The 24,825-nt window shown below is 48.0% G+C and carries 24 protein-coding genes; 5 read left to right on the forward strand and 19 right to left on the reverse strand.

The genetic code is table 11. The annotated features are described in order from the left end of the window. Positions 1–230: 230 nt before the first annotated feature. On the forward strand, positions 231–842 hold the full coding sequence (locus tag ACDJ59_RS22685; protein ID WP_036614138.1) for a superoxide dismutase: 612 nt from the start codon (positions 231–233) through the stop codon (positions 840–842). 316 nt (positions 843–1,158) lie between these two features. Here the strand turns inward: ACDJ59_RS22685 and mutY are convergent, their stop codons facing one another. After that, entirely contained in the window at positions 1,159–2,526 is a 1,368-nt protein-coding gene (mutY, locus tag ACDJ59_RS22690) for an A/G-specific adenine glycosylase (RefSeq protein ID WP_413405975.1), read from the reverse strand. 29 nt (positions 2,527–2,555) lie between these two features. Further along, a complete protein-coding gene (acpS, locus tag ACDJ59_RS22695) occupies positions 2,556–2,954 on the reverse strand; it encodes a holo-ACP synthase (RefSeq protein WP_036614140.1) in 399 nt (132 codons plus the stop codon). 248 nt (positions 2,955–3,202) lie between these two features. Here acpS and ACDJ59_RS22700 point away from each other — a divergent pair, with 248 nt between their 5' ends. After that, a complete protein-coding gene (locus ACDJ59_RS22700) occupies positions 3,203–4,018 on the forward strand; it encodes an alpha/beta hydrolase family protein (protein ID WP_413405977.1) in 816 nt (271 codons plus the stop codon). Between the two features lie 126 nt (positions 4,019–4,144). Here the strand turns inward: ACDJ59_RS22700 and nadE are convergent, their stop codons facing one another. The 3 genes from nadE to ACDJ59_RS22715 form a co-directional block, all read right to left on the reverse strand. Continuing rightward, complete coding sequence (gene nadE, locus ACDJ59_RS22705; protein ID WP_047841401.1) at positions 4,145–4,954, reverse strand: ammonia-dependent NAD(+) synthetase; 810 nt, start codon at positions 4,952–4,954, stop codon at positions 4,145–4,147. Between the two features lie 139 nt (positions 4,955–5,093). Continuing rightward, the gene (locus ACDJ59_RS22710) at positions 5,094–5,528 is read right to left on the reverse strand and encodes a BrxA/BrxB family bacilliredoxin (RefSeq protein ID WP_017690788.1); all 435 of its coding nucleotides are present in this window, start codon (positions 5,526–5,528) and stop codon (positions 5,094–5,096) included. A gap of 221 nt (positions 5,529–5,749) precedes the next feature. After that, complete coding sequence (locus ACDJ59_RS22715; RefSeq protein WP_413405979.1) at positions 5,750–7,444, reverse strand: two-component system sensor histidine kinase NtrB; 1,695 nt, start codon at positions 7,442–7,444, stop codon at positions 5,750–5,752. Between the two features lie 195 nt (positions 7,445–7,639). Here ACDJ59_RS22715 and ACDJ59_RS22720 point away from each other — a divergent pair, with 195 nt between their 5' ends. Next, a complete protein-coding gene (locus ACDJ59_RS22720; protein ID WP_413405981.1) occupies positions 7,640–8,908 on the forward strand; it encodes an NAD(P)/FAD-dependent oxidoreductase in 1,269 nt (422 codons plus the stop codon). Positions 8,909–9,051: 143 nt separating this feature from the next. Here the strand turns inward: ACDJ59_RS22720 and ACDJ59_RS22725 are convergent, their stop codons facing one another. The 8 genes from ACDJ59_RS22725 to ACDJ59_RS22760 form a co-directional block, all read right to left on the reverse strand. Then, positions 9,052–9,435: a hypothetical protein gene (locus ACDJ59_RS22725; protein WP_150363991.1), complete on the reverse strand. Its 384-nt coding sequence runs from the start codon at positions 9,433–9,435 to the stop codon at positions 9,052–9,054. A gap of 275 nt (positions 9,436–9,710) precedes the next feature. Beyond that, on the reverse strand, positions 9,711–10,958 hold the full coding sequence (locus tag ACDJ59_RS22730) for an ABC transporter permease (protein WP_413405983.1): 1,248 nt from the start codon (positions 10,956–10,958) through the stop codon (positions 9,711–9,713). Positions 10,959–10,979: 21 nt separating this feature from the next. After that, a complete protein-coding gene (locus tag ACDJ59_RS22735; protein ID WP_413405985.1) occupies positions 10,980–11,711 on the reverse strand; it encodes an ABC transporter ATP-binding protein in 732 nt (243 codons plus the stop codon). Between the two features lie 95 nt (positions 11,712–11,806). Then, a complete protein-coding gene (locus tag ACDJ59_RS22740) occupies positions 11,807–11,974 on the reverse strand; it encodes a hypothetical protein (RefSeq protein WP_413405987.1) in 168 nt (55 codons plus the stop codon). 2 nt (positions 11,975–11,976) lie between these two features. Then, positions 11,977–12,222: an AbrB family transcriptional regulator gene (locus ACDJ59_RS22745; RefSeq protein ID WP_413405989.1), complete on the reverse strand. Its 246-nt coding sequence runs from the start codon at positions 12,220–12,222 to the stop codon at positions 11,977–11,979. A gap of 167 nt (positions 12,223–12,389) precedes the next feature. Then, entirely contained in the window at positions 12,390–13,691 is a 1,302-nt protein-coding gene (locus ACDJ59_RS22750; protein WP_413405991.1) for a hypothetical protein, read from the reverse strand. A gap of 49 nt (positions 13,692–13,740) precedes the next feature. Further along, the gene (locus ACDJ59_RS22755; protein WP_413405993.1) at positions 13,741–15,090 is read right to left on the reverse strand and encodes a hypothetical protein; all 1,350 of its coding nucleotides are present in this window, start codon (positions 15,088–15,090) and stop codon (positions 13,741–13,743) included. 207 nt (positions 15,091–15,297) lie between these two features. Further along, on the reverse strand, positions 15,298–16,629 hold the full coding sequence (locus ACDJ59_RS22760) for an MFS transporter (RefSeq protein ID WP_413405995.1): 1,332 nt from the start codon (positions 16,627–16,629) through the stop codon (positions 15,298–15,300). A gap of 347 nt (positions 16,630–16,976) precedes the next feature. Between ACDJ59_RS22760 and ACDJ59_RS22765 the strand changes: the two genes are divergently transcribed. Then, positions 16,977–17,438, forward strand: a complete 462-nt coding sequence (locus tag ACDJ59_RS22765) for a MarR family winged helix-turn-helix transcriptional regulator (protein ID WP_017690799.1) — start codon at positions 16,977–16,979, stop codon at positions 17,436–17,438. A 468-nt stretch (positions 17,439–17,906) separates the two neighbouring features. Here the strand turns inward: ACDJ59_RS22765 and ACDJ59_RS22770 are convergent, their stop codons facing one another. The 3 genes from ACDJ59_RS22770 to ACDJ59_RS22780 all read right to left on the reverse strand — a co-directional run bounded on the left by ACDJ59_RS22770 (position 17,907) and on the right by ACDJ59_RS22780 (position 20,715). Further along, on the reverse strand, positions 17,907–19,430 hold the full coding sequence (locus ACDJ59_RS22770) for an MDR family MFS transporter (RefSeq protein WP_413405998.1): 1,524 nt from the start codon (positions 19,428–19,430) through the stop codon (positions 17,907–17,909). A gap of 216 nt (positions 19,431–19,646) precedes the next feature. Then, a complete protein-coding gene (locus ACDJ59_RS22775) occupies positions 19,647–20,219 on the reverse strand; it encodes a GNAT family N-acetyltransferase (RefSeq protein ID WP_413406000.1) in 573 nt (190 codons plus the stop codon). A 199-nt stretch (positions 20,220–20,418) separates the two neighbouring features. After that, positions 20,419–20,715 (reverse strand): hypothetical protein, encoded by a 297-nt coding sequence (locus tag ACDJ59_RS22780; protein WP_076254765.1) that lies wholly within the window; start codon positions 20,713–20,715, stop codon positions 20,419–20,421. A gap of 185 nt (positions 20,716–20,900) precedes the next feature. On the opposite strand from ACDJ59_RS22780, the gene ACDJ59_RS22785 reads away from it, so the two are divergent. Continuing rightward, positions 20,901–21,398, forward strand: coding sequence for a GAF domain-containing protein (locus tag ACDJ59_RS22785; protein ID WP_036614172.1), 498 nt, complete (start codon positions 20,901–20,903; stop codon positions 21,396–21,398). Positions 21,399–21,549: 151 nt separating this feature from the next. On the opposite strand, the gene ACDJ59_RS22790 is transcribed toward ACDJ59_RS22785, so the two are convergent. The 3 genes from ACDJ59_RS22790 to ACDJ59_RS22800 form a co-directional block, all read right to left on the reverse strand. Then, positions 21,550–22,362: a MerR family transcriptional regulator gene (locus ACDJ59_RS22790; RefSeq protein WP_413406002.1), complete on the reverse strand. Its 813-nt coding sequence runs from the start codon at positions 22,360–22,362 to the stop codon at positions 21,550–21,552. A 369-nt stretch (positions 22,363–22,731) separates the two neighbouring features. Next, a complete protein-coding gene (locus ACDJ59_RS22795) occupies positions 22,732–24,156 on the reverse strand; it encodes an aldehyde dehydrogenase family protein (RefSeq protein WP_413406004.1) in 1,425 nt (474 codons plus the stop codon). A 241-nt stretch (positions 24,157–24,397) separates the two neighbouring features. Continuing rightward, a complete protein-coding gene (locus tag ACDJ59_RS22800) occupies positions 24,398–24,820 on the reverse strand; it encodes a universal stress protein (RefSeq protein WP_413406006.1) in 423 nt (140 codons plus the stop codon). Positions 24,821–24,825 lie beyond the last annotated feature (5 nt).

A 24,825-nucleotide genomic window follows, 5' to 3' on the forward strand; every position in this document is an offset into this window, starting at 1 on the left:
CGAATATTAAACTTTTCATCCATTTTAACGGCTGGAAACACATAAATAGTTGCATAAAGGGTAAAATATGTTTGTTATCTCTGGCCCATCATTAGATCAACGCCTCGGGGGACTTAATAAACAAAAATGTTGCTTAATTAGCTCGAATGCGGTTTAATATTAGTGGCAAGGGTATTATTACATATGTACCTGTTTTCAAAAAAACCTAAAATCTCAGGAGGTATTTCATTATGACTTTTCAATTACCAGCACTTCCTTACGCTAACGACGCACTGGAACCACATATCGATGCAAAAACGATGGAAATCCACCACGATCGCCATCACAATACTTATGTAACCAACTTGAACGCAGCTCTGGAAAGCGCTCCTGAACTGCAAGAAAAAAGCTTGGAAGATCTGATTGCTAACCTTGACAGCGTACCAGAAGGCATTCGCACAGCGGTTCGCAACAATGGTGGTGGACATGCTAACCACAGCTTGTTCTGGGAAATCATCGGACCTAACGGCGGCGGCGCTCCAACAGGCGACATCGCAGCAGCTATCGATAGCGAACTGGGTGGCTTTGATAAATTCAAAGAAGATTTTGCTAAAGCAGCTACAACTCGTTTCGGTTCCGGCTGGGCTTGGCTCGTAGTTGGTAAAGATGGCAAGTTGTCCATCACTAGCACACCTAACCAAGACAGCCCTCTCTTCGAAGGTCTGACACCGGTTCTGGGTCTGGATGTATGGGAGCACGCTTACTACCTGAACTACCAAAACAAACGTCCTGACTACATCGCCGCTTTCTGGAATGTAATCAACTGGGATGAAGTGAACAAACGTTACGCTTCTGCAAAATAAGACTGTTAGCATGCAACAGTTAACATAAAAGAGAGCCTGATTCGGTCATCATGACCGTGATCAGGCTCTCTTTTTGCTACCGCTATAGTTATAGTTAATGGGTGTTTTATTTCTAACGAACCCAGGACACGCTATTGCTCCATATTTCATCGTATCGCGAACCTAACGAATCTCAGAGTAGCTATTTCCCCAGATACGGGCTTTGATACGCACTTTTGGGTTGATTTGGCTATGATAACGTCACTCAGGTTCGTTAGAATTCATAATTGTGGTATATCCACATGATAAGACCTCTGGAGTTCGTTAGCTCCCCCATTTAATCATTCACTTGATCATACGCACCAGCAAAATAACTGCTGATCAGCTTCAGGAAGATATTCGGGAATGCCATCTTATCCATATCTTCCGGACCGATCCAGCGGTAGGTCAAGCCATCGCCTTTACCTGTCAGTGTCGGAGTGCTCAGCGCTAGGTCACTAACATCAGATGATGACATCAACATCTCTCCATCGTTAAACGATGTTGAGATGTTCTGCGCATTAGGCGTGCCTGGCTCCGATGAATGCGTCGTGTCTGACTCAGGTGACACAGTTGACGATGAGGCTGTGCCCTCCCTTGTTGCCGCCTGTGCATCGTAGGCGGCTCTGGCTTCCGCTGCGATCAGCGGAAGCTCACTGCTCTGGTCCTGCTCGGTACACTTGTACACCTGCAGGCTCCAGACAATGTGGCTGAACACATGCTCCGCATGGGTAGCCAGCCCTTCCGGGCGGGCAGCGAAGCCTTCCGCCCACAGACTGCCGGCCAGCAATGCCATGGCCGGCTCATCCGCCAGCGGCGCCGCCTTCTTGCTGGCTGCGGCGGGCGCCGCGAGCACATGCGGCAGCTCCCACATGCGGGCCAATAGGCCCGTGTCTGGGCGCTGGCGCACAAGCACTTGGCCGCGATGAGCACCGCGGCCCTCCACAATCGCGACCAGCCGCTGCTCAGGGCGCGGCGGCTTCGCCTTGGTCTTGACCGGCAGTGTAAGCTCTCTTCCGGCGATGCGGCCGGAACATTGCTCCATGACCGGGCAAGTCAGGCAGTGCGGCGCTTTGGGTGTACACACCAGCGCGCCAAGCTCCATCAGCGCCTGATTGAAATCACGCGCCCGCCCTTCCGGAATGAGCTCTCCTGCGAGCTCTTCCATCAACACCCGGGTTCTGCCCTTCATAATGTCCTCATCGATGAGGAAGTATCGGGACAGTACCCGCATGACATTGCCATCTACCGCAGGTTGCGGCTGGTTGAAGGCAATGCTGAGAATGGCCCCGGCAGTATACGGGCCCACCCCTTTTAATGCAAAGACAGCCGGCTTGTCCTGCGGCATCTCGCCTCCGTGCAGCTCCATGACTTGTCTCGCGGCTGCCTGAAGATTACGTGCACGGGAGTAATAACCGAGTCCCTCCCAATTTTTCAACACATCCTCTTCGGGTGCCTCCGCTAACGCTTGCACTGTCGGGAAATTCCCGATAAAACGATTGAAATACGGAATTACCGTATCGACCCGAGTCTGCTGAAGCATAATCTCCGATACCCATGTGAAATACGGATTGTTGTGGCGACGCCACGGCAAATCCCGTCGGTTGACCATATACCAGTCCAGCAAATTCACGCTGAAATGTTGTTTCTGTTCCTGTAAACCCATATTTCCGTCCTCTCCTATTGCCAAGCTAACTACTTTTCCATCTGCTCCACGATCGCAAAGGCCGCTGCCAATTCCGTCTGATGTGTAATACTCAAATGAATGTCATATTGCTTATCATATGGCAGCTGCAGACGTTCCCAGGCTTGACTGGACAGCGAGGCCACGGGACGTCCCGTCCCATCAGGCAGCACCTCAATGTCAGTGAAGCCCATGACACCACCAATACCGCAGCCAAATGCCTTAGACACCGCTTCTTTCGCTGCAAATCGACCGGATACAAACTCCGTCATCCGCTTCCCTCGACGAACCGCAATCTCCCGCTCTGCTGGCGTTAAAATTCGTTTTATGAAAGCTTCAGCATGGCGACCAGACAGCAGCTTCCGCATACGTCCAATCTCCAGCACATCATTGCCTATGCCATATATCATCAACGCTTCACCCGCTTAATCTTTTATACTGTAAGAGGTTGTTCAAAAGTTCCATCTTCTCGGTACTGAAAACCGCTCTTTTTGAACATGCATTGTAAAAGATCTCCATTCGATCACATGATCCATAACTCTCCGAACACGTATTCTATTGTAGCAGGAGGGGCGATCAGAAGCGAGTACCTATCCGCATTACCATATATGCTAAAATATGAATCAGGAATCGTCTGAAATTCTGAGGAGGTCTAAACATGCCCATAACTTTTGAATTGCCCACTGACGTAGATGCGATCATTCGCGGAGACTTTTTCCCTGCACAACAACCCGCTCAAGGCGTCATCATTCTGTCTCACGGATACAAAGGCTTCAAAGACTGGGGCATGTTCCCCTATGCAGCTTCACAACTAAGCCAGACGCATCATGTGCTGACCTTTAATTTCTCTCACAACGGTATCGGCGAATATCTGGAGCAATTCTCTGAACTTGAAAAGTTTGCAGTAAATACCTACAGCCGGGAGCTTGCCGATCTGGATCTGGTACTGGAGCATGTGGCTACACAACCTGAACTCAATGGACTTCCTGTATACCTGGTTGGCCATAGCCGCGGTGCGGGCGTAAGTCTCGTCTATGCACTGGATCATCCCGAGCAGGTGGCAGGTGTCATCTCCTGGAATGGCGTAACCAATCTGGATCTCTTTACAGCGGAGCAAAAAGAAGAAATGCGTACGCATGGTCGCAGCCATGTCGTTAACGGACGAACAGGCCAGCAGATGCCACTGGACGTGGCTATTCTGGAAGACATGGACAAGCATAGCGAACGCTACGCTATCATCGACCGCTTGGCTTCTTCACCTGTGCGAGTCGCACTCATTCAGGGAACAGAAGATCCCCAGCGTCTGCGGGACGGTTCTGCCGCACTTGTGCAAGTACGCCCTGATATCCCATGGCACCAGATGCCAGAAGGGAACCACACCTTTAATACGGTACATCCATTTAAAGAAACCACTCCGCAACTGGAGCAAGCCATCACCCAAACCCTGCAACAGATCAAAGACTGGAATAGCTAACTCATCTTTAATATAATAGTCACCTGAATTTTTGCGGTTTCTCGTTCCACATAACAAAAAGAGTCACTGCGTGAGCAGTGACTCTTTTTGCATTCCCTATATAACGATCATGCTCATCCACCCGTATTAGATACCAGGAATGGCATTGCGTTTGTGATGTGTGCGCGTATAGAACGCTTCGAGGCGCTCTTGTGCAGCCGGATCGATCTGTTTGCCTTCGAGATAGTCACTGTTCGCTTCATACGAAATTCCCAGCTCATCTTCGTCCGTCTGACCTTCCCACAGTCCTGCCGATGGTGCTTTGTCCAAAATAGCCTGTGGCACATTCAGATATGCTGCCAGCTGGCGTACCTGACGTTTGTTCAGGGTGCTCAGTGGCGTGATATCCACAGCACCGTCACCCCATTTGGTATAGAAACCCGTGATGGCTTCGGACGCATGATCCGTACCTACAACGAGCAGGTTCTCTTCAAACGAAAGCGCATATTGCATAACCATACGAGTTCTCGCCTTAACATTACCTTTGCCTTGGTGAGTCATATGGCGTGGGCTGCCCAAGGATTTGAAGCCTTGCTCCACTTCCAGCGCAATCTCGTTCACCGCATCTTCAATATTCGTTTCCACAACATGCTTCAGATCGTATGCTTTGGCTACAGCGTAGCTGTGGTCGATATCGGATTGTTCACCATAAGGTTGGAACACACCAAGCGTTTTGTACTCTTGGTTGTTCTCTTGCGTAAGCTCGTCCGTCGCTTTTTTGCAAAGCGCCGTAGCCACTGCACTGTCAATACCGCCGCTGATCGCAATCAGCAAACCTTTGGCACCCGCATTTTTCACATACGTCTTCAGAAAATCAACACGCTTGCGTACTTCCTCTTCTTCATTAATGCTTGGTTTAACCTTCAATTCAGCGATGATCTGTTGTTGCAAACTCATCGGTCACACACCCCGTTTCTAAATGAATGAAATTTGATGTCCAGCTTGAAAGGTCCGAATGGTTCAATAACCTTATCTATCCAAAATGAAACGCCCCGGCATCGGTGATCCGAAGGGCGGGGCGTTCTATTGGAGCGAATTAACGGCAGTAACGGTCAAATGCACTTTTGAGATCAGCCGCAATATCCTCTGCAGAACGGTCTTCCACTTGATGACGCTCGATAAAGTGAACGAGTTCTCCGTCTTTCATCAGAGCGATGGACGGTGAAGATGGAGGATACGGTGCAAAGAATTCACGTGCTTTTGCAGTTGCTTCTTTGTCCTGACCAGCAAATACAGTGTACAGGTGATCCGGTGTAATATCGTGCTGCAGTGCTTGGGACACACCTGGGCGACATTGACCTGCGGCACATCCGCAGACAGAGTTAATGACAACCAGCGCTGTTCCTTTTGCATCCGGAAGACTTGCTTCCACTTCTTCAGGAGTACGCAACTCCTGAATTCCTAGACGAGTTAAATCATCCCGCATCGGTTGAACCATATCTTTCATGTATTGATCAAATGACATCGACATTCGGTTTCACTCCTTATAAATGGTTGTTCTATGATCTCGATAGAATTAAAGGCGAATTACTCTCCAAAACAACGTTACATTCATATCGAACATTATGGATGTAATGATGTGCTATTCCTATTATACATCCATAAGCAATGAAAGCAAGATTCAGAAACCGCCTGCGGAAAGGCTTCTTCCATAATATTATGTCTCAATGTCTGGCAAAATATGCTGAATGACTAACGTTCAAATGCCACTTTGAAGGTTGTGCCCTGGCCTTCCTCCGATTCCACAGTAATGGTTCCGTTATGTCGTTCCACAATACTCAGGCACATGGACAATCCAAGTCCGGTTCCCTTGGCTTTTGTCGTATAGAAAGGTTCAAACAGCTTTTCCTTCTTCACTCTGGGTAGACCAGGCCCTGTGTCTCGTACACACAGTTCCACCTTATCATCCACAATCCTTGTCTCCAGCGTAAGCACACCCTTCTCATTCATGGCTTCCATCCCGTTACGGGCCAGGTTCAACACCACCTGTTTGATTTCCTTAGAATTGAGATGCAGCTTTGGCACATTATGGGCCAACATGAGTTCTATACTCTGACCACGCAGGTTCGCATCCGCCCATAACAACGGACTGAGCTCATGTATGATATCGTGCAGCTGGGATTCTTCTTTCTCGGCAATACGATTCTGAGCCAAAGACAAGAAATCATTAATGATACTGTTGGCCCGGTCCAGCTCTTCCAGAACGATCCGGTAATAGTGATCGAGGGAATCAGGACTCTTTTCCTGCATAAGTTGAAGAAAACCCCGCACAACCGCCATTGGATTACGCACCTCATGCGTAATGCTTGCAGCCATCTGCCCCACCAGACTGAGACGATCCACATTATCCAGTTCACTTCGCAACATCTCAAGCTCCGTGATATCCTGAATGATCAGCATGGCTCCTGTAACTTCTCTCGCAGACTCTGTTGAAAAGGCATAAATCGGTACGGTTCGGGACTGAAATACGTGTGCACCGTAACGAACGGTCAACCCACTAATCTCACCATGAACGATGGCTCTGCGAATACTTTTATCCATCTTATCCGCCTGACCTTGTTCAACAAATTGACTGGCAGGCTGTCCGATGAGATCAGGTGTGGAGGTACAAGGTAGCTGCTCCCTTGCGGTTTGCTCCATCATCTCATTGACAAACATGACTGTGCCTTGTTTATCTACGGTGGCAATAGAGAGAGGCACTGCATTCAGAATCTGATGAAGTTTCTCCGTTTCAGCTATGTATCGGTGGTGGACTTCCGAGAGATGCTGCTCCAGCCCGCGATAGTGCTTCATCCGTTCCAGCCATAGCAGACTCAGACTGCCCGCAACAATGGCTCCAGCGGTATATCCAAGTGCTGTAAGTATCATGTAGGTCGCAGAGTATGTGGATTCATTCTGGAGGGATGCGATCCATAACAGACTCGTTACAATCAGTTCCATTGTAATCAGGATGATGAGGATCGCCATTTTGCGTGAAGGTGTATTATGCTTGAATCGTTTGGCAGACAACCATACAATAGGATAGAGAAGAATGCCCGTATGAAGGAGAAATCCGTACAGATCATAGGGATGCGCAAAAAGAAAATAGAAGAGAATATGTAGAATGGACAGCGTTACGCCTATAGTGGACTTACAATACAAAATAACAAGTATCACAGGTACAATGCTTAATGATATGGGTACGGCCATCGGGCTTGCATAGAGCGCAAACAGCAGACACAATAACATGCTCGCGACACTTGTCACAACAAAACTGGTATGAACGGTTCCGGCATGTTCCATTCTGGCAATAGCCCGCTTGGAGAGTACCAGACGGAATAAGGGAATCAGAAATACCGCCGACCCTGCCAGCAGTACTTGTAAAAGCATGTCCTTTAACGCAACCACAATGCCATCTCCTCCTCTGCCTGCACATTCCCTCATGTATTTCTGATTAAAACATAGGCGACAGTATATTACAATATATCCCTTAAGACTGCACAATAGAACTGCTCATAACTCCATTATATTTCAGAAAAAGCCAGGAGTAGACACATTTTTCGTAAAACAGACAAAATCAATGAAAAAAGAGGGTAATAACATATGTATGATGTCATTGTAATTGGTGGTGGATCTGCGGGCCTGATGGCTTGCGTTGCTGCTGCCGAGCATGGAGCCTCCGTGCTTCTGCTGGATAAAGGAGATCAACTGGGTCGTAAACTCGGCATCTCTGGCGGAGGTCGATGCAATGTAACCAATGCCAAGGAAACGGATGAACTCATCCGACATATTCCGGGTAATGGACGCTTTTTATATAGTTCGTTTCAGAATCTGGACAACCAGGGAATCATGCGTTTCTTCGAGAATCTCGGAATTGCCCTGAAAGAAGAAGACAACGGCAGAATGTTCCCTGTAACCGATAAAGCGAAAACAGTTGTGGATGCGCTGGTTGGCAAGATTGTCTCCCTCGGCGTTGAAATTCGCACCAAAGAACCGGTCAAGGAAATTATTCAGAATGGTCAGCAGATACAAGGTGTTAAATTGATATCCGGTAAAACCATTCTTGGGCGCTCTGTTATCATTGCTACCGGCGGCAAGTCCGTCCCCCAAACCGGATCTACCGGAGATGGTTATCCCTGGGCTGAGGCAGCGGGCCACACGATAACGGAGTTATATCCGACCGAAGTACCCATTGTGTCTGGAGAGAGTTGGATTCAGTCCAAAGAATTGCAAGGTTTGTCTTTGAGGGATATCGCCCTATCCGTAGTGGATGCCAAAGGAAAAACTGTCATCTCCCATCGCGGGGATATGATCTTCACGCATTTTGGAGTGTCTGGACCGGTCGCACTGCGCTGCAGCCAATTTATCCGCAAGGTTCAGATGAAGTCTGGAAACCCACAGGTCATTATGAGCATTGATCTGTTCCCGGAACTGTCCCCAGGTGCATTGGAAGCACAGGTGCAACAAGTATTGGAACAAGAATCCCGCAAGGCTGTCAAAAACATTTTAAAAACATGGGTTCCTGAACGCATGATTCCCTTAATGATGAAACGGGCAGAGATCAGCGATGACCTCACGTTCCACCATTTCCCTAAAGGCATGTTAAGCATCTTGTGTGGACTAATGAAAGCTTTTACCTTCCGTGCAGACGGAACGAGATCACTTAAAGAAGCCTTTGTTACTGGGGGAGGAATCCACTTAAAGGAGATATACCCAAAAACAATGGAATCCAAGCTGCTGCCTGGACTATTCTTTTGCGGTGAAGTTTTGGATATTCACGGCTACACCGGAGGGTATAATATCACCGCTGCATTCTCCACAGGATATACGGCTGGCATGCATGCAGCTGAATATAAACACGCTAAACTATAATAGGTATTACACACTTAAACCGTATTATGAATTGCTTCAGATGCCAAAAACCCCGATATCCACTATCTGTGGACGATCGGGGTTTTTGGATATTGTTCCATTTTAGAAAAATTGGCTCGAACTACTCTTAGCTTGTGATGCTTCTATGCTTTCACACTGCCTGAGAATCCATCAGCCGAATCATCGTATGTCGGGTCATCGCTATAGTTATGTCTGCCTTGCTCCGTCTGGCTTCCCTGGTTTCCGCTCGCATAACCCTCATTCCAGTCCTCATTCACGAGATGAGCCGGAATCGATATATTCTGAAACTGATCCAGTTCTTCCGTTTGTGAAGCAAATACGGCACTACCTCCATGAGATTGTACAATCTCTACGGCAGATTGAGGATCTTGGCGATCTGTGGGGATGTACAATTCCAGCGGGCCGGACTGATACGGCTTATATCCCAATTCCTCCAAGGTTGCCCTTGCGGCATTCAACGCTGAATCGTCTGAGAAATGCACCTGTAGTTCGCTATTATCCATCATCGTCTCTTCCTCCTTGCTACAGCTAATCTCTCATCGTCCATAGATGAGATTCTTCTTCTATAGCATGGGCAGATATAGCGCACGATATGCTCCGAATTAGAAAGGAATTCCTTTGGGGCGTGTCTGAAAACTCTGAAGGAAGCAGATTTTGCCGAATTTTCGTTCCAAGCAAGGAAGTTTTCCGCAGGCGTGCCGGGGCACGTCAAGGGAAAGTGACACAGCATGGGGCGAAAAGGCGGTAAAAGATGAACTTCAGCGAGTTTTTGAGACATGTCCTAGGCCCGGGTCAGCCGAACCCATCCGGCAATAGATAAGACGCAGAGTCCAAAAGCCACCGCACCTGCAGCTGTCAGAATACCGACCATCCAGCCGAGCCAGGCCAATCCCAGCGTGAATCCCATAAGAATACCAATCGGGATGAACAACATCCGAACCATCATTGAACCTGCAAGATGCAGCGCCTCCGAGTCATACGTTATGAGCTGAACATAGTCGGACGTGGCAAAAACATCCCAGGAACGATAAAACATCACCGTCAACATGATGATTAATAACGCACATACAATGACATTGACCGGAAAAGGCGGTAAGGCAACTGCTGCAATGGACAGTCCTCCAAGCTGCAGATACAATTTCATCGTGGCCGAGTTCCGGAAAAATGCCTTGAACGCAATCTCCGCTGTCCGATTCGCGATGGAACGATTGCGTAACAGTTTACGCGGTTTGCGGAAGATAATAGAACGTGTTCGTGGGGCTTTCGGCTTGCTCACCGCCCGGCTTAACATTAGAGCTGTAAGCTGCAGCCTGCTCCGCAGATCCTCCCGCACATCCCCTTCAAACGTTCCCTTCATCAACAGCCTCATCTGTCCAACTGTAATTAGAAGAAGCATGATAATTACGATTCCAAAACTGATTTTCCACGTCTGTCCATGCATCCATGATGTCGCATGAATGGTCATGTAACCCATGCCAATGACGAGAGGGATCATCTGAATCCAGCGTCGCCATCCTGTATGTCGAACCTTTGTCATATGTAGTGTTATGACTTGGAATGAAGCTACTGCACCAAACCAGACAGCCATAAGTGCAATCTGGAGATTCGACATCTCATATACACGGGACCACAGGGGTGCGGTCAGCGCTGTAATCAGGATCATTTTGCCCAGATGTTGCAGACAGGACCGGTAGAGCCCTTGCCTCATTAACGTGCGCATCCACAACGGTCTTGATTTCAAAAACAATACATCCGCTTCCTCCACAAATATCAACACACCCCCGGTAAGCATAACGACGTCAATCAGCCCAGTCAGTACGGGGAGCGGTAATCCTGTCGCCCATGCAGGCAGTGATTTGGTCCACAGACTCGTGTACCATCCAATCAGATAGAGCAGACCCGGAACAAGCAGGTATACCCACACTGTCCAATCCACGACGAGTCTGAGATTTTTCATCTGTTCCTTGAAATGCTCTTTGCGTCTTCGTCTGTATAAACGAAGTGGGGTATAACGCTGGGAAGTTTCCATTCTCTCTCACCCTCTCTCTATCTAAGACGTCAGTACATCGAAACAATCAAACAAAGAGTGTCCCGGCAATCCTGCTGCTTCACGGATCTCATCCAATGTTCCCTCGGCAGCAGATCTGCCCGAAGCAATCAGAATAAACCGGTCGCAGATTCGTTCAGCGGTATCCAGTACATGCGTAGACATGAGCACACCCGCGCCGCGGCGACGTTCATCATCAAGTAATTTTAGAAAATCCTTGGTTGCACGAGGGTCCAGTCCGATGAAAGGCTCGTCCACAATATAGATATCCGGCGAAGACAGAAATCCGATCATCAACATCATTTTCTGCCGCATGCCCTTTGAGAAACTGGCTGGAAGATCATTTCGAACGTGGTCCATACCGAAACGAACCAACAGTTCCTCCGCTCGGGCACCAAAAGCTTCTTCCTCCATTTCATACGCCGCTGCGGCCAGATCAAGATGTTCCCATAGCGTCATGTATTCATAAAAAACCGGTTGCTCCGGAATATAAGCATAACGACCATCTCCGCCAATCGTAACTTCATAGTTCGCATGTTCCAGCAGACCAAGAAGCGTTTTGATTGTGGTACTTTTGCCCGCACCATTTGGTCCGATAATACCTACCAGCTCTCCTCGCGCCACATTCATTCGAATATTGCGTATGGTTGATTGTCCCGGCTCGTATCCTGCCTCTGTAATATGTACGTCCAATATGGACTCCTGTACTTCCGTGCTTTTATATTCCGTTCCCATATCATTCACTCCCTGTTCTGATCAGGCGTTTATTTCATTCTTTATGTTTATTGTAATCGAGTTGCGGGCTGTGTGTTTGATCATTTTGAGCATTTCTATATAGATGGGTAGGCTTCGTTACCAAAAGCTGATGATTGTGCTCTTACAACCGCAGATTCAAGCAGACCAGAATCTTTAACTCCAATCTGCTCTTCAGGACTGTAACGCTTAATCATAGCTACGTTGATCGCAATAACCTCTTGAATACTCAAATACCGGGTCATAATCACCTATCCTTGAGACCCTTCAAGATTTGATCATATTCACCCATCACATCAGCCAATGTATCCATAAAATCACTACTGATTCCGTTAGGCAAATTAACTTTTGTAGACTTTTTAATAATAATCTCCCCATTGGATTGATTTACTTCGATTTGAACCATATCGCCTTGCTCAAGACCAATTTGTTTGAAAGCATCTGTCATTGTTAATCCAAGACTATTACCGAATTTAGTTACTTTTCGTTCCATCTCACTCACCCTATTCATTCATTAATCCCCACTAGTTGTACCATTCAACTGTTATAACAATAACACTGAAACTTTTGTCTATTTGCATATTATTTCAAATTTTATAATAAAAAAGAAGCAGGGGTTCCGGAGCCCCTGCTTCTTCATATTACAGTGAAAATCTCATATTACCGATTTGTCTCCACCACGGAAGTAGTTGCACTCTCTGCATCTGCATCCACGTTCAGATCCAGATCCAGTGCGCCGCGGCTTTCGCTCGCATAGCTGCTGTTGTCGTTACGCTCGCTGTCTTTCATGCTGTTGTTGCGTTCAGATTGAGCCATCGTTGCACTCTCTCCTTCGGCATTCACGTTCAGACCCAGATCCAGTGCGCCACGGCTTTCGCTCGCATAGCTACTGTTCATATTACGCTCGCCGTCTTTCACGCTGTTAGTGCGTTCGGATTGAGCCATCGTTGCACTCTCTCCTTCTGCTTTCGCGTTCAGACCCAGATCCAGCGCTCCACGGCTTTCGCTCGCAGTGCTACTGTTTACGTTACGCTCACGGTCATTCACGCTATTGTTGCGTTCGGATTGAGTCATCGTTGCACCCTCTCCTTCTGCATTCGCGTTCAGACCCAGATCCAGCGCTCCACGGCTTTCGCTCGCAGTGCTACTGTTTACGTTACGCTCACGGTCATTCACGCTGTTAGTACGTTCGGATTGAGTCCATGTCGCACTCTCTCCTTCTGTTTTTGCGTTCAGACCCAGATCCAATGCGCCGCGGCTGTCACTCGCATAGCTGCTGTTCGTGTTACGCTCACGGTCATTCACGCTGTTGTTGCGTTCGGATTGAGCCATCGTTGCACTCTCTCCTTCTGCTTTTGCGTTCAGACCCAGATCCAGTGCGCCACGGCTTTCGCTCGCGTAGCTGCTGTTGTCGGTACGTTCACCGTCTTTCACGCTGTTATTGCGTTCGGATTGAGCCATTGATGCACTCTCGCCTTCCGCATTCACGTTCAGACCGAGATCTAGCGCTCCACGGCTTTCACTCGCATAGCTACTGTTTACTTTCCGATCATCGCCGCCTCTTGAATAGTCGCTCATCGTTGTACCTTCTCCCGACACATTGGCATTCAGGCCAAGGCCCAGCTTGCCAGAACTGCTACGCTCAACTGTGTGGTCGGAAGAACGATCATTGTAACGGTTCATACTCTCGGAAGATAAGCCGGCGTTAAGGCCAAGATCCAGATTCAATGCTCCAGTTGCACTGGATGAACCTCCGTAGCTACCATGGTTACCGTAACCTGTGTCACGGTGTCCTGACAGAAGAGATCCAAGTTCCAGGCGCAAACCTGCATTTAGATCCAGATTACCACTGCTGTTATTGCTATAGCTATCTGCATAAGTTGCCTGCGAAGCTCCCAGCAATCCAGCCACCAACGTACCCGACAATACCGACAATTTTACCCAACGATTCACTTTTTTCATGATTATATACACTCCTTCTCAATTTTGGTTGAATTAACGCCATTGTTGCCTATGAGAAAGAGGTATATTGCGGCGGCCGCCCAGGCGGTGCCTGTGACCATTGACTGAATCCATCGAGCCGTTCCATTCGGAAAGCAAAATCGTAATCTGGCGTAACCAGACCCGTTGTTGCTCCCGGAAGTGCAGCGGCTGGAGCGGTTGCTCCACCTCCAGTTACACTTGACGAACCGGAGCTTGTCCCTGCGGAAGCATTAGCTGCTCCGGGGGAAGTTGCTGCAACAGACCAACTTGTTGGTCGTTCTGTGCGAGGCAGCAATGGAGATGTTGCATCGACATCATCTTGTTTCAGATCGGCTTCCTCGTTACTCTGCACTTGTTCAGTGACAGATGGTTCAGCAGATGGCTGATCTACGAGGAATAACTCGTTGTCTGGCAAACCTGCACTAACATCGGAATCCTGCGTCAGATCGGTTCCTTCCACAGGCAATGCCTGCGGAACAACAGGTTGCTCTGGACGTACTTCTGATTCCGGGGTGACTTCCATCACTTTCCCCGTAACCTGTAATGCGTCCTGTCCTTCCTCGTTGTTCTGAGATGAAACAGGATCTGCGAGCGCACTCGTATTGGAAGTTTCAACATTCGGTGTTTTGACGACCGTCGGTTGTTCCGGAGTGACTACAGGCCGTTCCGGCTTCACACTTGGAATCTCCACCTTTTCCTGATCAGGATTGAGTTCAGCGGATACGTCTACAACTGGAACTTCTGCTTTCACAGATGGCAGCTGGACATTTCCCTTACTCAGATCCACACGAGATGAAGAGATATTGACGGAAGTAACTTCAGGTACATCCACCTTCACGGAAGGCAATTCAACCTTACCCTGCCGAAGGTCTGTTTTCACAGCAGACGTCTCTGCTTTGATAACCTCCGGTACCTCTGCGGTAACGCCAGGCAAGGAAGCTGTACCATCGTTCAGGTTCACCTGACTGCTTGATACATCGGCTTTGATCACCGGTGTATCCGCCTGTACTGACGGCAGTTCGACCGTTCCCTTCTTTGCATCAATCCCAATCTCTGATGTTCCGGCCGATCCAAGCGGTGTATCTACTTTCAGCTCAGATACACTCAGCTTACCTGTCGATTCATTCGCTTTGATCGACGGAACTTCAACATCCAGTAGTGGTGTGGATACCGATACCGACGGAGTCAGATTCAACCCGCCATCCGAATCACGTGAAAACAAATTTAGCGACAATCCACTGGACGGTTTTTCAGAAGATACCTGAGCCTCGTCTGCGTATACATGTGACGATCCAAACCCCAGCATCAAAGTCCCGGCGAGTATTGCCAGTGGTATGCTTCCAAGACGCATAATCGATTTTGGTAACTTTACATTCAAGTTGCTTCACCCCCTTTCCGCTAATGCGTTGGTGGGACAAGGCATATGAGTTTTCCCCTAGGAATAATTAGAATACAGGGATTTCTGCCTGTTCCTCATTAAACGTGAAGTCGTTTACTCAAACGCTTTATAATCATAAACTTAAAATTTGAAGTAAATTCAAACCTTCATTTCAACTGTTCTAACCTGAGCAGATCCGGCCTGTTTTCAGTCGCCTGCAATCATCGTCTTGGCTTCAATGGAGCCAGTCAAATCGGCTTTTTCCCCGCTACGTTTCATCAAATAAATCAAACCAAGCAGGGTCATCAAAATGCCTGAACAGACAAAAGCCGGCACTACACCAAATGAGGTGACCATAAATCCGCCTACCACCGGGCCCATAATATTACTGGCTGTCATCACGCTGCCTACCGTTCCAAACACCCTGCCTGTCATCGCCTCAGGTGTCTGTTCCTGCAACAGGATCTGAAAGGGGACAATTGCAAACCCAATTCCAACACCTGCCAGGGCAAAGAGGGATACTAACAACAGAATGGCACCTAGCCCGGCGTGCGGCCAAATCCCAACAATAACTCCGGCTCCGCCGATAACCAGACCCATGAGTATGGTACCCAGACCCATTTTCAAAACATGCCCTGCATGCTTCCACTTCCGTACACTCATCGCTGCAATTAATGTACCTGCGCCACTTGCTGCCACGCACCATCCCAGCAGATCACTTGAAATTCCGGGAAGTTGTCTGAATAACACCACAGTCTGTGAATCGGCAAATTGCAGAAAAAGTATGGCGGAAGCAAGCAAAATCAGAGACGTTCCTACATAAGGGAGAGATGCGAGCATGCGGATACCCTCCAGTGTTTCTTTCCAAAAAGAGTCTTTTGGGCGGTTGAGAACATCCCCAGCTGGCTCTTCCTCTACTTCTGTTACGTTATGAATTGCGGTTTGGATCACACGAGTTCCAGGAATCCACAATAAAATGATGCCGGAGATCAGAAAAGACGCTGAATCGAGAACAAAACACCAGGTAATGCCAAAAGCAGCTACCAAAAGTCCACCAAGCGCTGGACCAATAATTTTGGACATCTGTTCGATCACCGAGCTTATGGATACAGCTTGCGCAAGTTGTTCGCGGGGTACAATTTCTTTCAGCTTTCCGTTTTTGGCCGGAGAGAAGATTACATCGAACAGGGATTTGAGGACAAGCAGTATGTAGACATGCCAGATCTGGTCAGCAAAAATTAACGCACCCACGATGATAATCCGTGCACCATCAGCTACAATCATCAGCCATTTTCGGTTCAGGCGATCTGCAAGCGTGCCTGCGAATGGCCCTGTCAACAGAATGGGCAGTGCTGCGGAAAGTGTGACAAATGTAATCTCCCAAGGCGTTGCATTCCAGCGAATACCCACGAGGGTCAGGATTGCGAGCAGATGCAGCCAATCACCCAGATTGGAAATGGCCTGTGCCACCATCAATGTTACAAAAGATCGGTTATTCTTCAGCGGTCGTTGTCCTTCAAACGTTAAATCACTTGTCATCCTTCTTCTCCTCCATTATCTTCCAATTCATAGTATGAACTCATTATATAGAGCAGCCCTCTACTCGACCTCCTGCCAGAGGCGGAGAAAAAGCGACATCTGAAGGATGATTTTTCAGCATGATGAATGATCAAATTTTAAATGCTAAAAATGCAAATCTTGTGACATATCGCATGTTTTTCGTAGAAATAGAAGTTTACAATTAAACCATGGCGACAACCTGAATCGTCAAACATAACTAACCAACTCATATAAGTTGAAATTATCTTTTACATGAACAGCATAACGGAGAGGATCACTCTTCATCATTTCAACTTATAAAACTAATCTGAAAAGGCGGGATCAGCATGCTGGAATTACAAGAAATCGGAACCGAACGTTCACTTCATCTGTACCGCACCTTGGCCCAGACATTCAAGAGCGTGAATGAACACGCTGTATCCGGAAGCAAAGTGCATGGCTTCAACCCCACCGCATACGGGGTGCTCGAAGTGTTATATATGAAAGGAGCTCAGCCGATTCAACAGGTTGGCGCACAACTTCTGCTGCAAAGTGGTAATGTTACCTATGTGATTGATAAGCTGGAGCAAAAAGGATTGTTACACCGCAAACATTGTCCGCAAGACAGACGTATTATCTTTGTGGAACTGACCGAAGAAGGACAGCGCACCATGGATGACATTTATCCAGGCTATGCGTTGAAGATCGATCGGGCTGTAAGTGGACTAAGTGAGGAAGACAAGGAATTGCTGTCCGAACTCTTGGGAAGGCTTGCACATTCCGCAGACCGTTTATCAGCAAGCAGCTAGAGCGTATCTTCAAACCTGCCGAAAGCCATAACGTAACTGAATGTTCTGGAGCAAATATGAAGCGGGAGGGCTAACGAACCTGTGACGTCTTATTCAGGGGTTTGAAGTACTCGCAGCATTTTAAAGAATCTGACACACGCTATCTTTGAATAAACAGCCGTCTACAACGTGTTTTTCAGGTGATTTTGGGAAATAACGTGTCTCATGTTCCTTACAATTTATAAAGAGGAGCAGAAGGTCAAATAAGACGTCCTCCGTTCCTTAGAAATTCGTCTGGACGATTCACCAGGATCAACCAGCCAGTACTTCAAAATGCTTTTGACCCGGACATCCTCCAACGTATCACTTGCCTGAGTTTGAAAATATACTCTAGTCCACTGCACGTGTGCCATCAACAAAAATAACCGGATTTGCCTGACATCGGCGAATCCGGTTTTTCTTATTTTTTCGTATATATATATCTTCTTTTTACTTTGAGCCTTGTGGCTGCGGTGGAGCATCTGCATCTTCGGGTACAATTAAACGTTTGCGTAGAGCAAGCGTCGTTACCCACGAGACCAGTGCAATGACAAACATAATGACAAACAGGGAATGCAAGCTTCCTTCCAGAACGTTACGCAGTAGCGCCCATTTGTCATCTGATAGGGCAGCATCCGTATGTGGTGCGAGCAGTTCATTCAGATCATTCTCCGAAATTCCAGCCTCCGCCAGATTCTGTTCACTGGATAACGTGGAGATCCGATAGTTTAACCAAGTGCCAAAAGCCGCTGCACCAATCGTCTGTCCCAACGTACGCATGAACGTGTGCAATGCCGTAGAGGAGCCACGCTCCTTATATCCTACAGAAGACTGCGCAATAATGGTGAAGATCGTGAACGCAAATCCGAAACCGAGACCATAAATAAAGGTCAGTACAAATAGCACAGCCTGCGGAGATGTCCCGCCCACCAGAAAGAGTCCACCCGATCCGATCGCAATACCGGTTAACCCAATCAATGCGGTCAACCGTGATCCAATTTTCATCAATAGACGGCCTGCCATCACACTACCAATGAGCCAACCCACCGACATCGGCGCGAGCAGCAGCCCGGATTCCGTCGCATTTCCGCCCCGAACCCCCTGCACCCAGAGCGGCAAATAACTGGTCAGGCCGATCATCAAAGTACTGGTCAGCAGTCCGGCGATATTCGCCACACGGATGTCCCGAATTCGGAACAAATGTAGTGGAACCATAGGGGCCTGAGCTCTTTTTTCCACCACGAAAAATAAAATGATAAACAGAGCGGCGACCACACTCAGCACAACAATCAACGGAGAACTCCAGGCATAATACTGCCCACCCGCCGACAGGACGAAGAGCAATGCGGTAATGCCCACCGTGAAGGTCAGCGCACCGACATAGTCAATTTTGGCCGTACGCGGTGAGATATCTTCCTTCAAATAACGAAATACAAACCACATCGCAAGCAGACCGAACGGCACATTAAAACCAAAGATCCACTGCCAGCCCAGATTATCTACAAAATAACCGCCAAGCAGCGGTCCCGCCAGAGAGGAAATGCCCCACACGGAGCTAATCCAGCCCTGGATTTTGCCACGTTCTTCAATGGCGTAGATGTCCCCGATAATCGTAAATGTAACAGGAACTACCGCACCCGCACCGATCCCTTGAATGGCACGAAAAATAATTAATTGCTCCATGTTCTGCGACAAACAGCACAAGAGTGAACCCAGTAAAAATAAGGCACAGCCAATAAGAAATACAGGCTTTCGTCCATACAGGTCACTGATTTTACCGAAAATGGGCGTACTCACAGCCATCGTCAACAGGTATGCGGTGAAAATCCAGCTCAGCAGCTGTACGCTCCCCAGCTCACTGACAATGGTCGGCCCTGCCGGACCAATTACGGTGCCTTCAATCGCTGACAGAAATGTCGCGAGCAACAGCCCCGTCAAGATGAAACTGCGCTTTAAACCTCCAGTTGCATTCACACAAACCCTTCTCTCTTTGTTCTCTATATAATTGGTACGTTAAATTTACACATCTACTACGAACCAGAACAAGCTTCCGATCGCTGTTATCCCCAAATTTTTTCTTCTCCTCTCTAAAGGAGAAATCCGGTGATAAAGGCGAACGCTTCGCTTCTCCAGCTTTGTTCTGTTTCTTCGTTTACGTGTAAATTTAAAAACAATTATATATTGTCTCTTTTATTTACCTTTCTTGCGAAGGAACTCATCATACAACATGGAATACATCACCATATCTTTATAACCGGTGGATGTATGCTGCACCTGACGCAGCAATCCTTCCCGCGTGAAGCCACGGTTCGTCAGGAACTCGCCAGACGCCAGATTACGCGGATCAACCAGCGCTTCAATTCGATTAAGACCCATGGTCTCATACCCAAAGGGCAGCAATGCCGAGAAAGCCTCCGTCATATAACCGTAGCGCCAATAGTCACGTCCCAACTCATAACCGATTTCGCCCCGGAATGCGCCTTCAAGCTGCCATGTGTTAAAGCCACAACTTCCGATAAGCTTGCCTGTTTCTTTGAGTTCGATCCCCCAGCGGATCGCATCCTCTTCTCCTGCCATTTGGTTGAGCAGTCCAATCATGTCCGCCGCTTCGCTTGTCCCAATCATAGGTGCAAGATTCATGTAACGGGTCACCTCGCGATCTGACCAGCATGCGAACATCTGGGCCGCATCCCGGCGACGCATTTTACGCAGACGAAGCCGCGCAGTCTCCATTTCGGGAATTCTTCCTTTGCATTTATACATATAAAGACACTCCGATCCGATCTATCTCCGCAGACCATAATATTCACTAGTCATCTAATCATAACCTGCGCCGAATGGCAACTATTCAGTCATGCACACACGTCAAAAAACCGGGCCAATTTCGCTCCCGGTCTTGTTGTACGTATGGATCCATTCAAGTTTGAGTGAATTACGGAATCATGGCTTGTCCAAATGAATTTTAAGCTTTGGACGTTTTCTTGCCCTTCCCCAGTAATTCATCACTAACCCGGCCAAACACAGCCGTGATTTCCTTGAATTCTTCGATGCCAGTCCCGGTCAGGCTCCATTGGTCCCCGTGGGCGGTCAGGAAGTTCTCCTGTGTCAGGTGTTCAAGCTCCTGCTTGATCTCCCGCTCTCCAACGCGATATCCCCGTTCTTCCAATAGGGGCAGTGCCTCGCTAACGTTCAAATCCTGATTTTGCGCGAAATGTAGTAGATGAATCCGTACAAAAAGATTCTGTACCTCTGCATGCATAAGCCAAGCTCCTTCCCGGGTTATAGCCCTCCGTGGTTGCTAAGTAATTACCCCACGCAAGAAGCTGAGAAACAGGAGGATTCTTCAGGTATTCCCTTCCCTTTCCGAAATCCTCCGCTTGACTAACCGCATCCTCTGCACTATCTTGAAAATAAGTACCATTTTGCTCGGGAGGGTGATTTACCATGTTTCAAGCTGTTTCCTATGAAGGAACACGAAGTGAGCAGCACACCGCCGTCCTGGGACAGTTAAGTGCTCTGATCCGCGATGAACCTAGTGCGATTGCCAATCTGGCAAACGCTGCTGCGCTGCTCAATGTATTTATGACCGACACCAATTGGGTCGGCTTCTATCTGTATGATGGAAAAGAACTGGTCCTCGGGCCATTCCAAGGACTGCCTGCCTGTATCCGAATCCCATTGGGACGTGGTGTATGTGGCACATCTGCTGCGGAAAAACGTACCCTGGTCGTGGATGATGTTCATGCCTTCCCAGGCCACATTGCCTGTGATGCAGCATCGAACAGTGAGATTGTCGTACCTATTATCAAAAACGGCGAACTGTACGGGGTGCTGGATATCGACAGCCCGATCAAAAACCGTTTTGACGACGAAGACCGCGTCTTCCTGGAGAAAGCCGTAAGCCTGCTCACAGAGCAGTTGGAGGCAACCATACCCCTTTAGGAAATGATGAATAAGGTGATCGGAGTCTCATCACATACGATGATGAAGAACCCGTAATAACAAAGAGCGCAGTCCTCTCAGAGGTCTGCGCTCTTTGTTATCCATTATGATTCACACCCATGTTCTTGCTCGCCCATGTTACTTTATGCATCTAGGATAAATCATGTTCCGCTTTAATCATCATCCCATCCCGCAGGAATTCAGCCAGCCTCGGGTGGTAACCATCATACATCTGACGGAAATTTTTATGCTCTACATACAGATTGGCCAAATCCCGATAGATCTCAGCGGTGGGTGTATAATAACCTTTGATCCATTCAAGATGCCTGCCAATAATCTGTTGTACTTTCGCACTACCGGGCTCCAATCCATCCTCAATGGCCTGTTGCAAGTCGAGATGAACCTGATCAATTTTCGCCTGGGAATCCAGATAATCTTCTTTCGATTTCATCTCCTGATTTTCAGGCAATGTGGATGAATTAGAAGATTGGATGTCGGACCTCTGAACACCCTCTGTCTGCACATGGTTCATATCATTATTGACTACAGGGTTAGAACCCGATTCATTCAGCAACTGGTGACGCCCCTTATTTACAAAACCGATATAAAGATCATGTTCATCAATTTCCTGTTCACCTTGCAAATGAGAGATCGTTTTGTCCAGTGTCTGAATCAATCCATGCAGACGGAGTGCCTTCCCCAGAATATCAATGCGATGCTGCTTCATGATGCGTATGACATCCTGAGGATTATCCCGGAGCATCGGGGCAATCTCATTCTCCTTCATACCTACTTCCTTACAGAAAAGGATTTGCTGGAGTCTCAACAACTCCTGCTTTTCATAATAGATGTCCGCATCTACATCCCCAAAAGCCGGATTCAGAAGACCTGTCTCCGCATACTGGCTCAGCTCGTTCAGACTTACGCCTGACATTCCCGATACATCAACCATGGAATATGCCATTTGAATACACCTCCTGCCTGTCCTGCAACTCTAGAGTTCAGGCTTAATTCATACTGCATTGTATTTGAATAATGAGAGAATATAAGACTTTCGGCAATGCTGTACCGCTTCATTCCGCTCGTGCTCTGGATGGGTACATCATGCTTCGGTGATATGAGCGGCGTTTGGTCAGTTATGTTGCGGTATGTTAACTATGTTATACCCGTCTCATCAGATGTGAACCCGCAGTCGGCTAAGAATCCGCATGTATTTTTAAAAACTTCTTCCATGATCTTCATATAAAAAAACCTGTGCCATTATTCTGGCACAGGAGTGTGTGGTTATGTTTTCATTGGCATAGGTTATATCGAGTAAAATAATGGAAGAGAATCACCCTTTGTTAAACATAACAAATTTCAATTCCGTCATTTCCTCTACAGCATATTTTACACCTTCACGTCCGATACCACTCTGTTTCACCCCACCATAGGGCATGTGATCCACTCGGAATGTGGGAATATCATTAATCATAACTCCACCTGCTTCGATCTGATCGACAGCATGGAGGGCGGTATGAATATCGTTTGTAAATACCCCTGCCTGAAGCCCGTATATCGAATCGTTAACATGTTCAATACCCTCTTCAACGGAATCTACCGTATTGATCACAACGATGGGTGCAAACACTTCCTGACAGGATACCTTGGCATCACGTGGAACGTTAATCAGTACCGTTGGACGCAGAACGCCTCCTTCAGCTTGACCGCCTGCTGCCACTTCAGCCCCGGCCTGTTTGGCTTCTTCAATCCAGTCGAGTGTACGCTGTACATCCTTGGAGGTAATCAGCGCAGAGACCACCGTATCCGGGCTCAGCGGGTCTCCAACCACCACTTGTTTAGCCGCTTCAGCGAAACGTCGGATGAATTCTTCCGAGATGTCGCGATGTACGTAGATTCGCTGTAGCGAGATACATACCTGTCCCTGATACGTGAAAGCACCGGTCACACATCGAGGAACCACTTTATTCAGGTCTGCGTCCTTATCCACAATCACCGCTGCATTCGACCCAAGCTCCAGTGTCACGCGTTTGAGTCCTGCTTTGCTACGAATGCTCGTGCCTACCGCTGGACTGCCTGTAAACGTAATGTGAGCAACACGGGGGTGCTCCACAAGCACATCACCAATCGTTTTGCCATCACCGCTCACCACGTTCAGTGCACCATCCGGCAATCCGGCTTCCTGCAGCAGATTTGCAATGTAATAGGAGGACAGAGGCGTCTGCTCCGCAGGTTTGAGAACAATCGTATTGCCTGCTGCCAATGCTGGGCCTACCTTGTGGGCTACCAGATTCATTGGAAAATTAAACGGTGTAATCGCACCGATGACGCCTAGAGGTTGCCGCATCGTATAGCCGATACGTCCTTCTCCACCTTTCGCTGAATCCATCGGAACCGTCTCTCCGGTCAGCCGTTTGGCTTCTTCGGCGGCAAAACGATACGTTTCCACCGTCCGGTCAACCTCTGCCAGTGCTGCGGTAATTGGCTTTGCCGCTTCAAGCGCAATGATTCGCGCTGCTTCTTCCTTGCGTTCTTCAAGCATGGAGGACAACTTGTACAGAATATCTGCACGCTGATGTGCAGGCATCTGGCGCATTGCCTTCCCAGCCTGAACGGCAGCTGCAACAGCAGCCTCCGCTTCCTCTGCTGAAGCCGACGAGACTTCTGCGAGCGTTTCCCCGGAGTATGGTGCTTGAAGTGTTTTATAATCTACGGATTCGGCCGGTTTGCCACCGATAAACAGATGTTGTTTTTTCATATGCTGCATCCTCCATCCTTTTAGAACCTATTGAACTTAAGAATATTACACTGCCACTTCGATGACAGAACAACCTACCAATCGCTGTCTCATGTAAAAGTTCAGTTTAATTTATATAATCTATTTATACACTATTTCCATGCCCTCAACCCACTAAGGTATTCGGCAATCATAGCTTGTAACGTACCTGATGAGCCATTGTGGCGATCTTGAGCTATTGCATTATAAAGGATTTCACAACTTATTTAACCGTCAGGACGGGGCATTCTGCATGTTTTAACACGCCATGACTGACACTGCCCACGATCATCTCTGCCAGCATGCCTTTCCCGCCTGTACCCATCACAATCATTCCACAATCTCGTTCGCGCGCCACACGGCAGATCTCATTAACGGGATCACCCGCAATTAGCAATGTCTCATATGGAACGTCCCGTCCAGACAACTGTCTGGTCACTGGCTCTATGATATGCTGCCCTTCTTCGGCAATCCGAGCTTCCAGATCAACACCCAATGCAGGTTCATTGATAGAGATAGCCGGATTCACATGCACGATCAACAGACTTGGGGGTTGTTTCATATCTTCAGCCAGAATCAGTGCTTGCTCCAAAGCTTTGTGCGCATGATCCGAACCATCAACAGCAACCAATATACGTTTCAGCATTGCAA

Origin of the sequence: Paenibacillus amylolyticus (assembly GCF_047302515.1) — a bacterium.
Lineage (GTDB): Bacteria > Bacillota > Bacilli > Paenibacillales > Paenibacillaceae > Paenibacillus > Paenibacillus amylolyticus_G.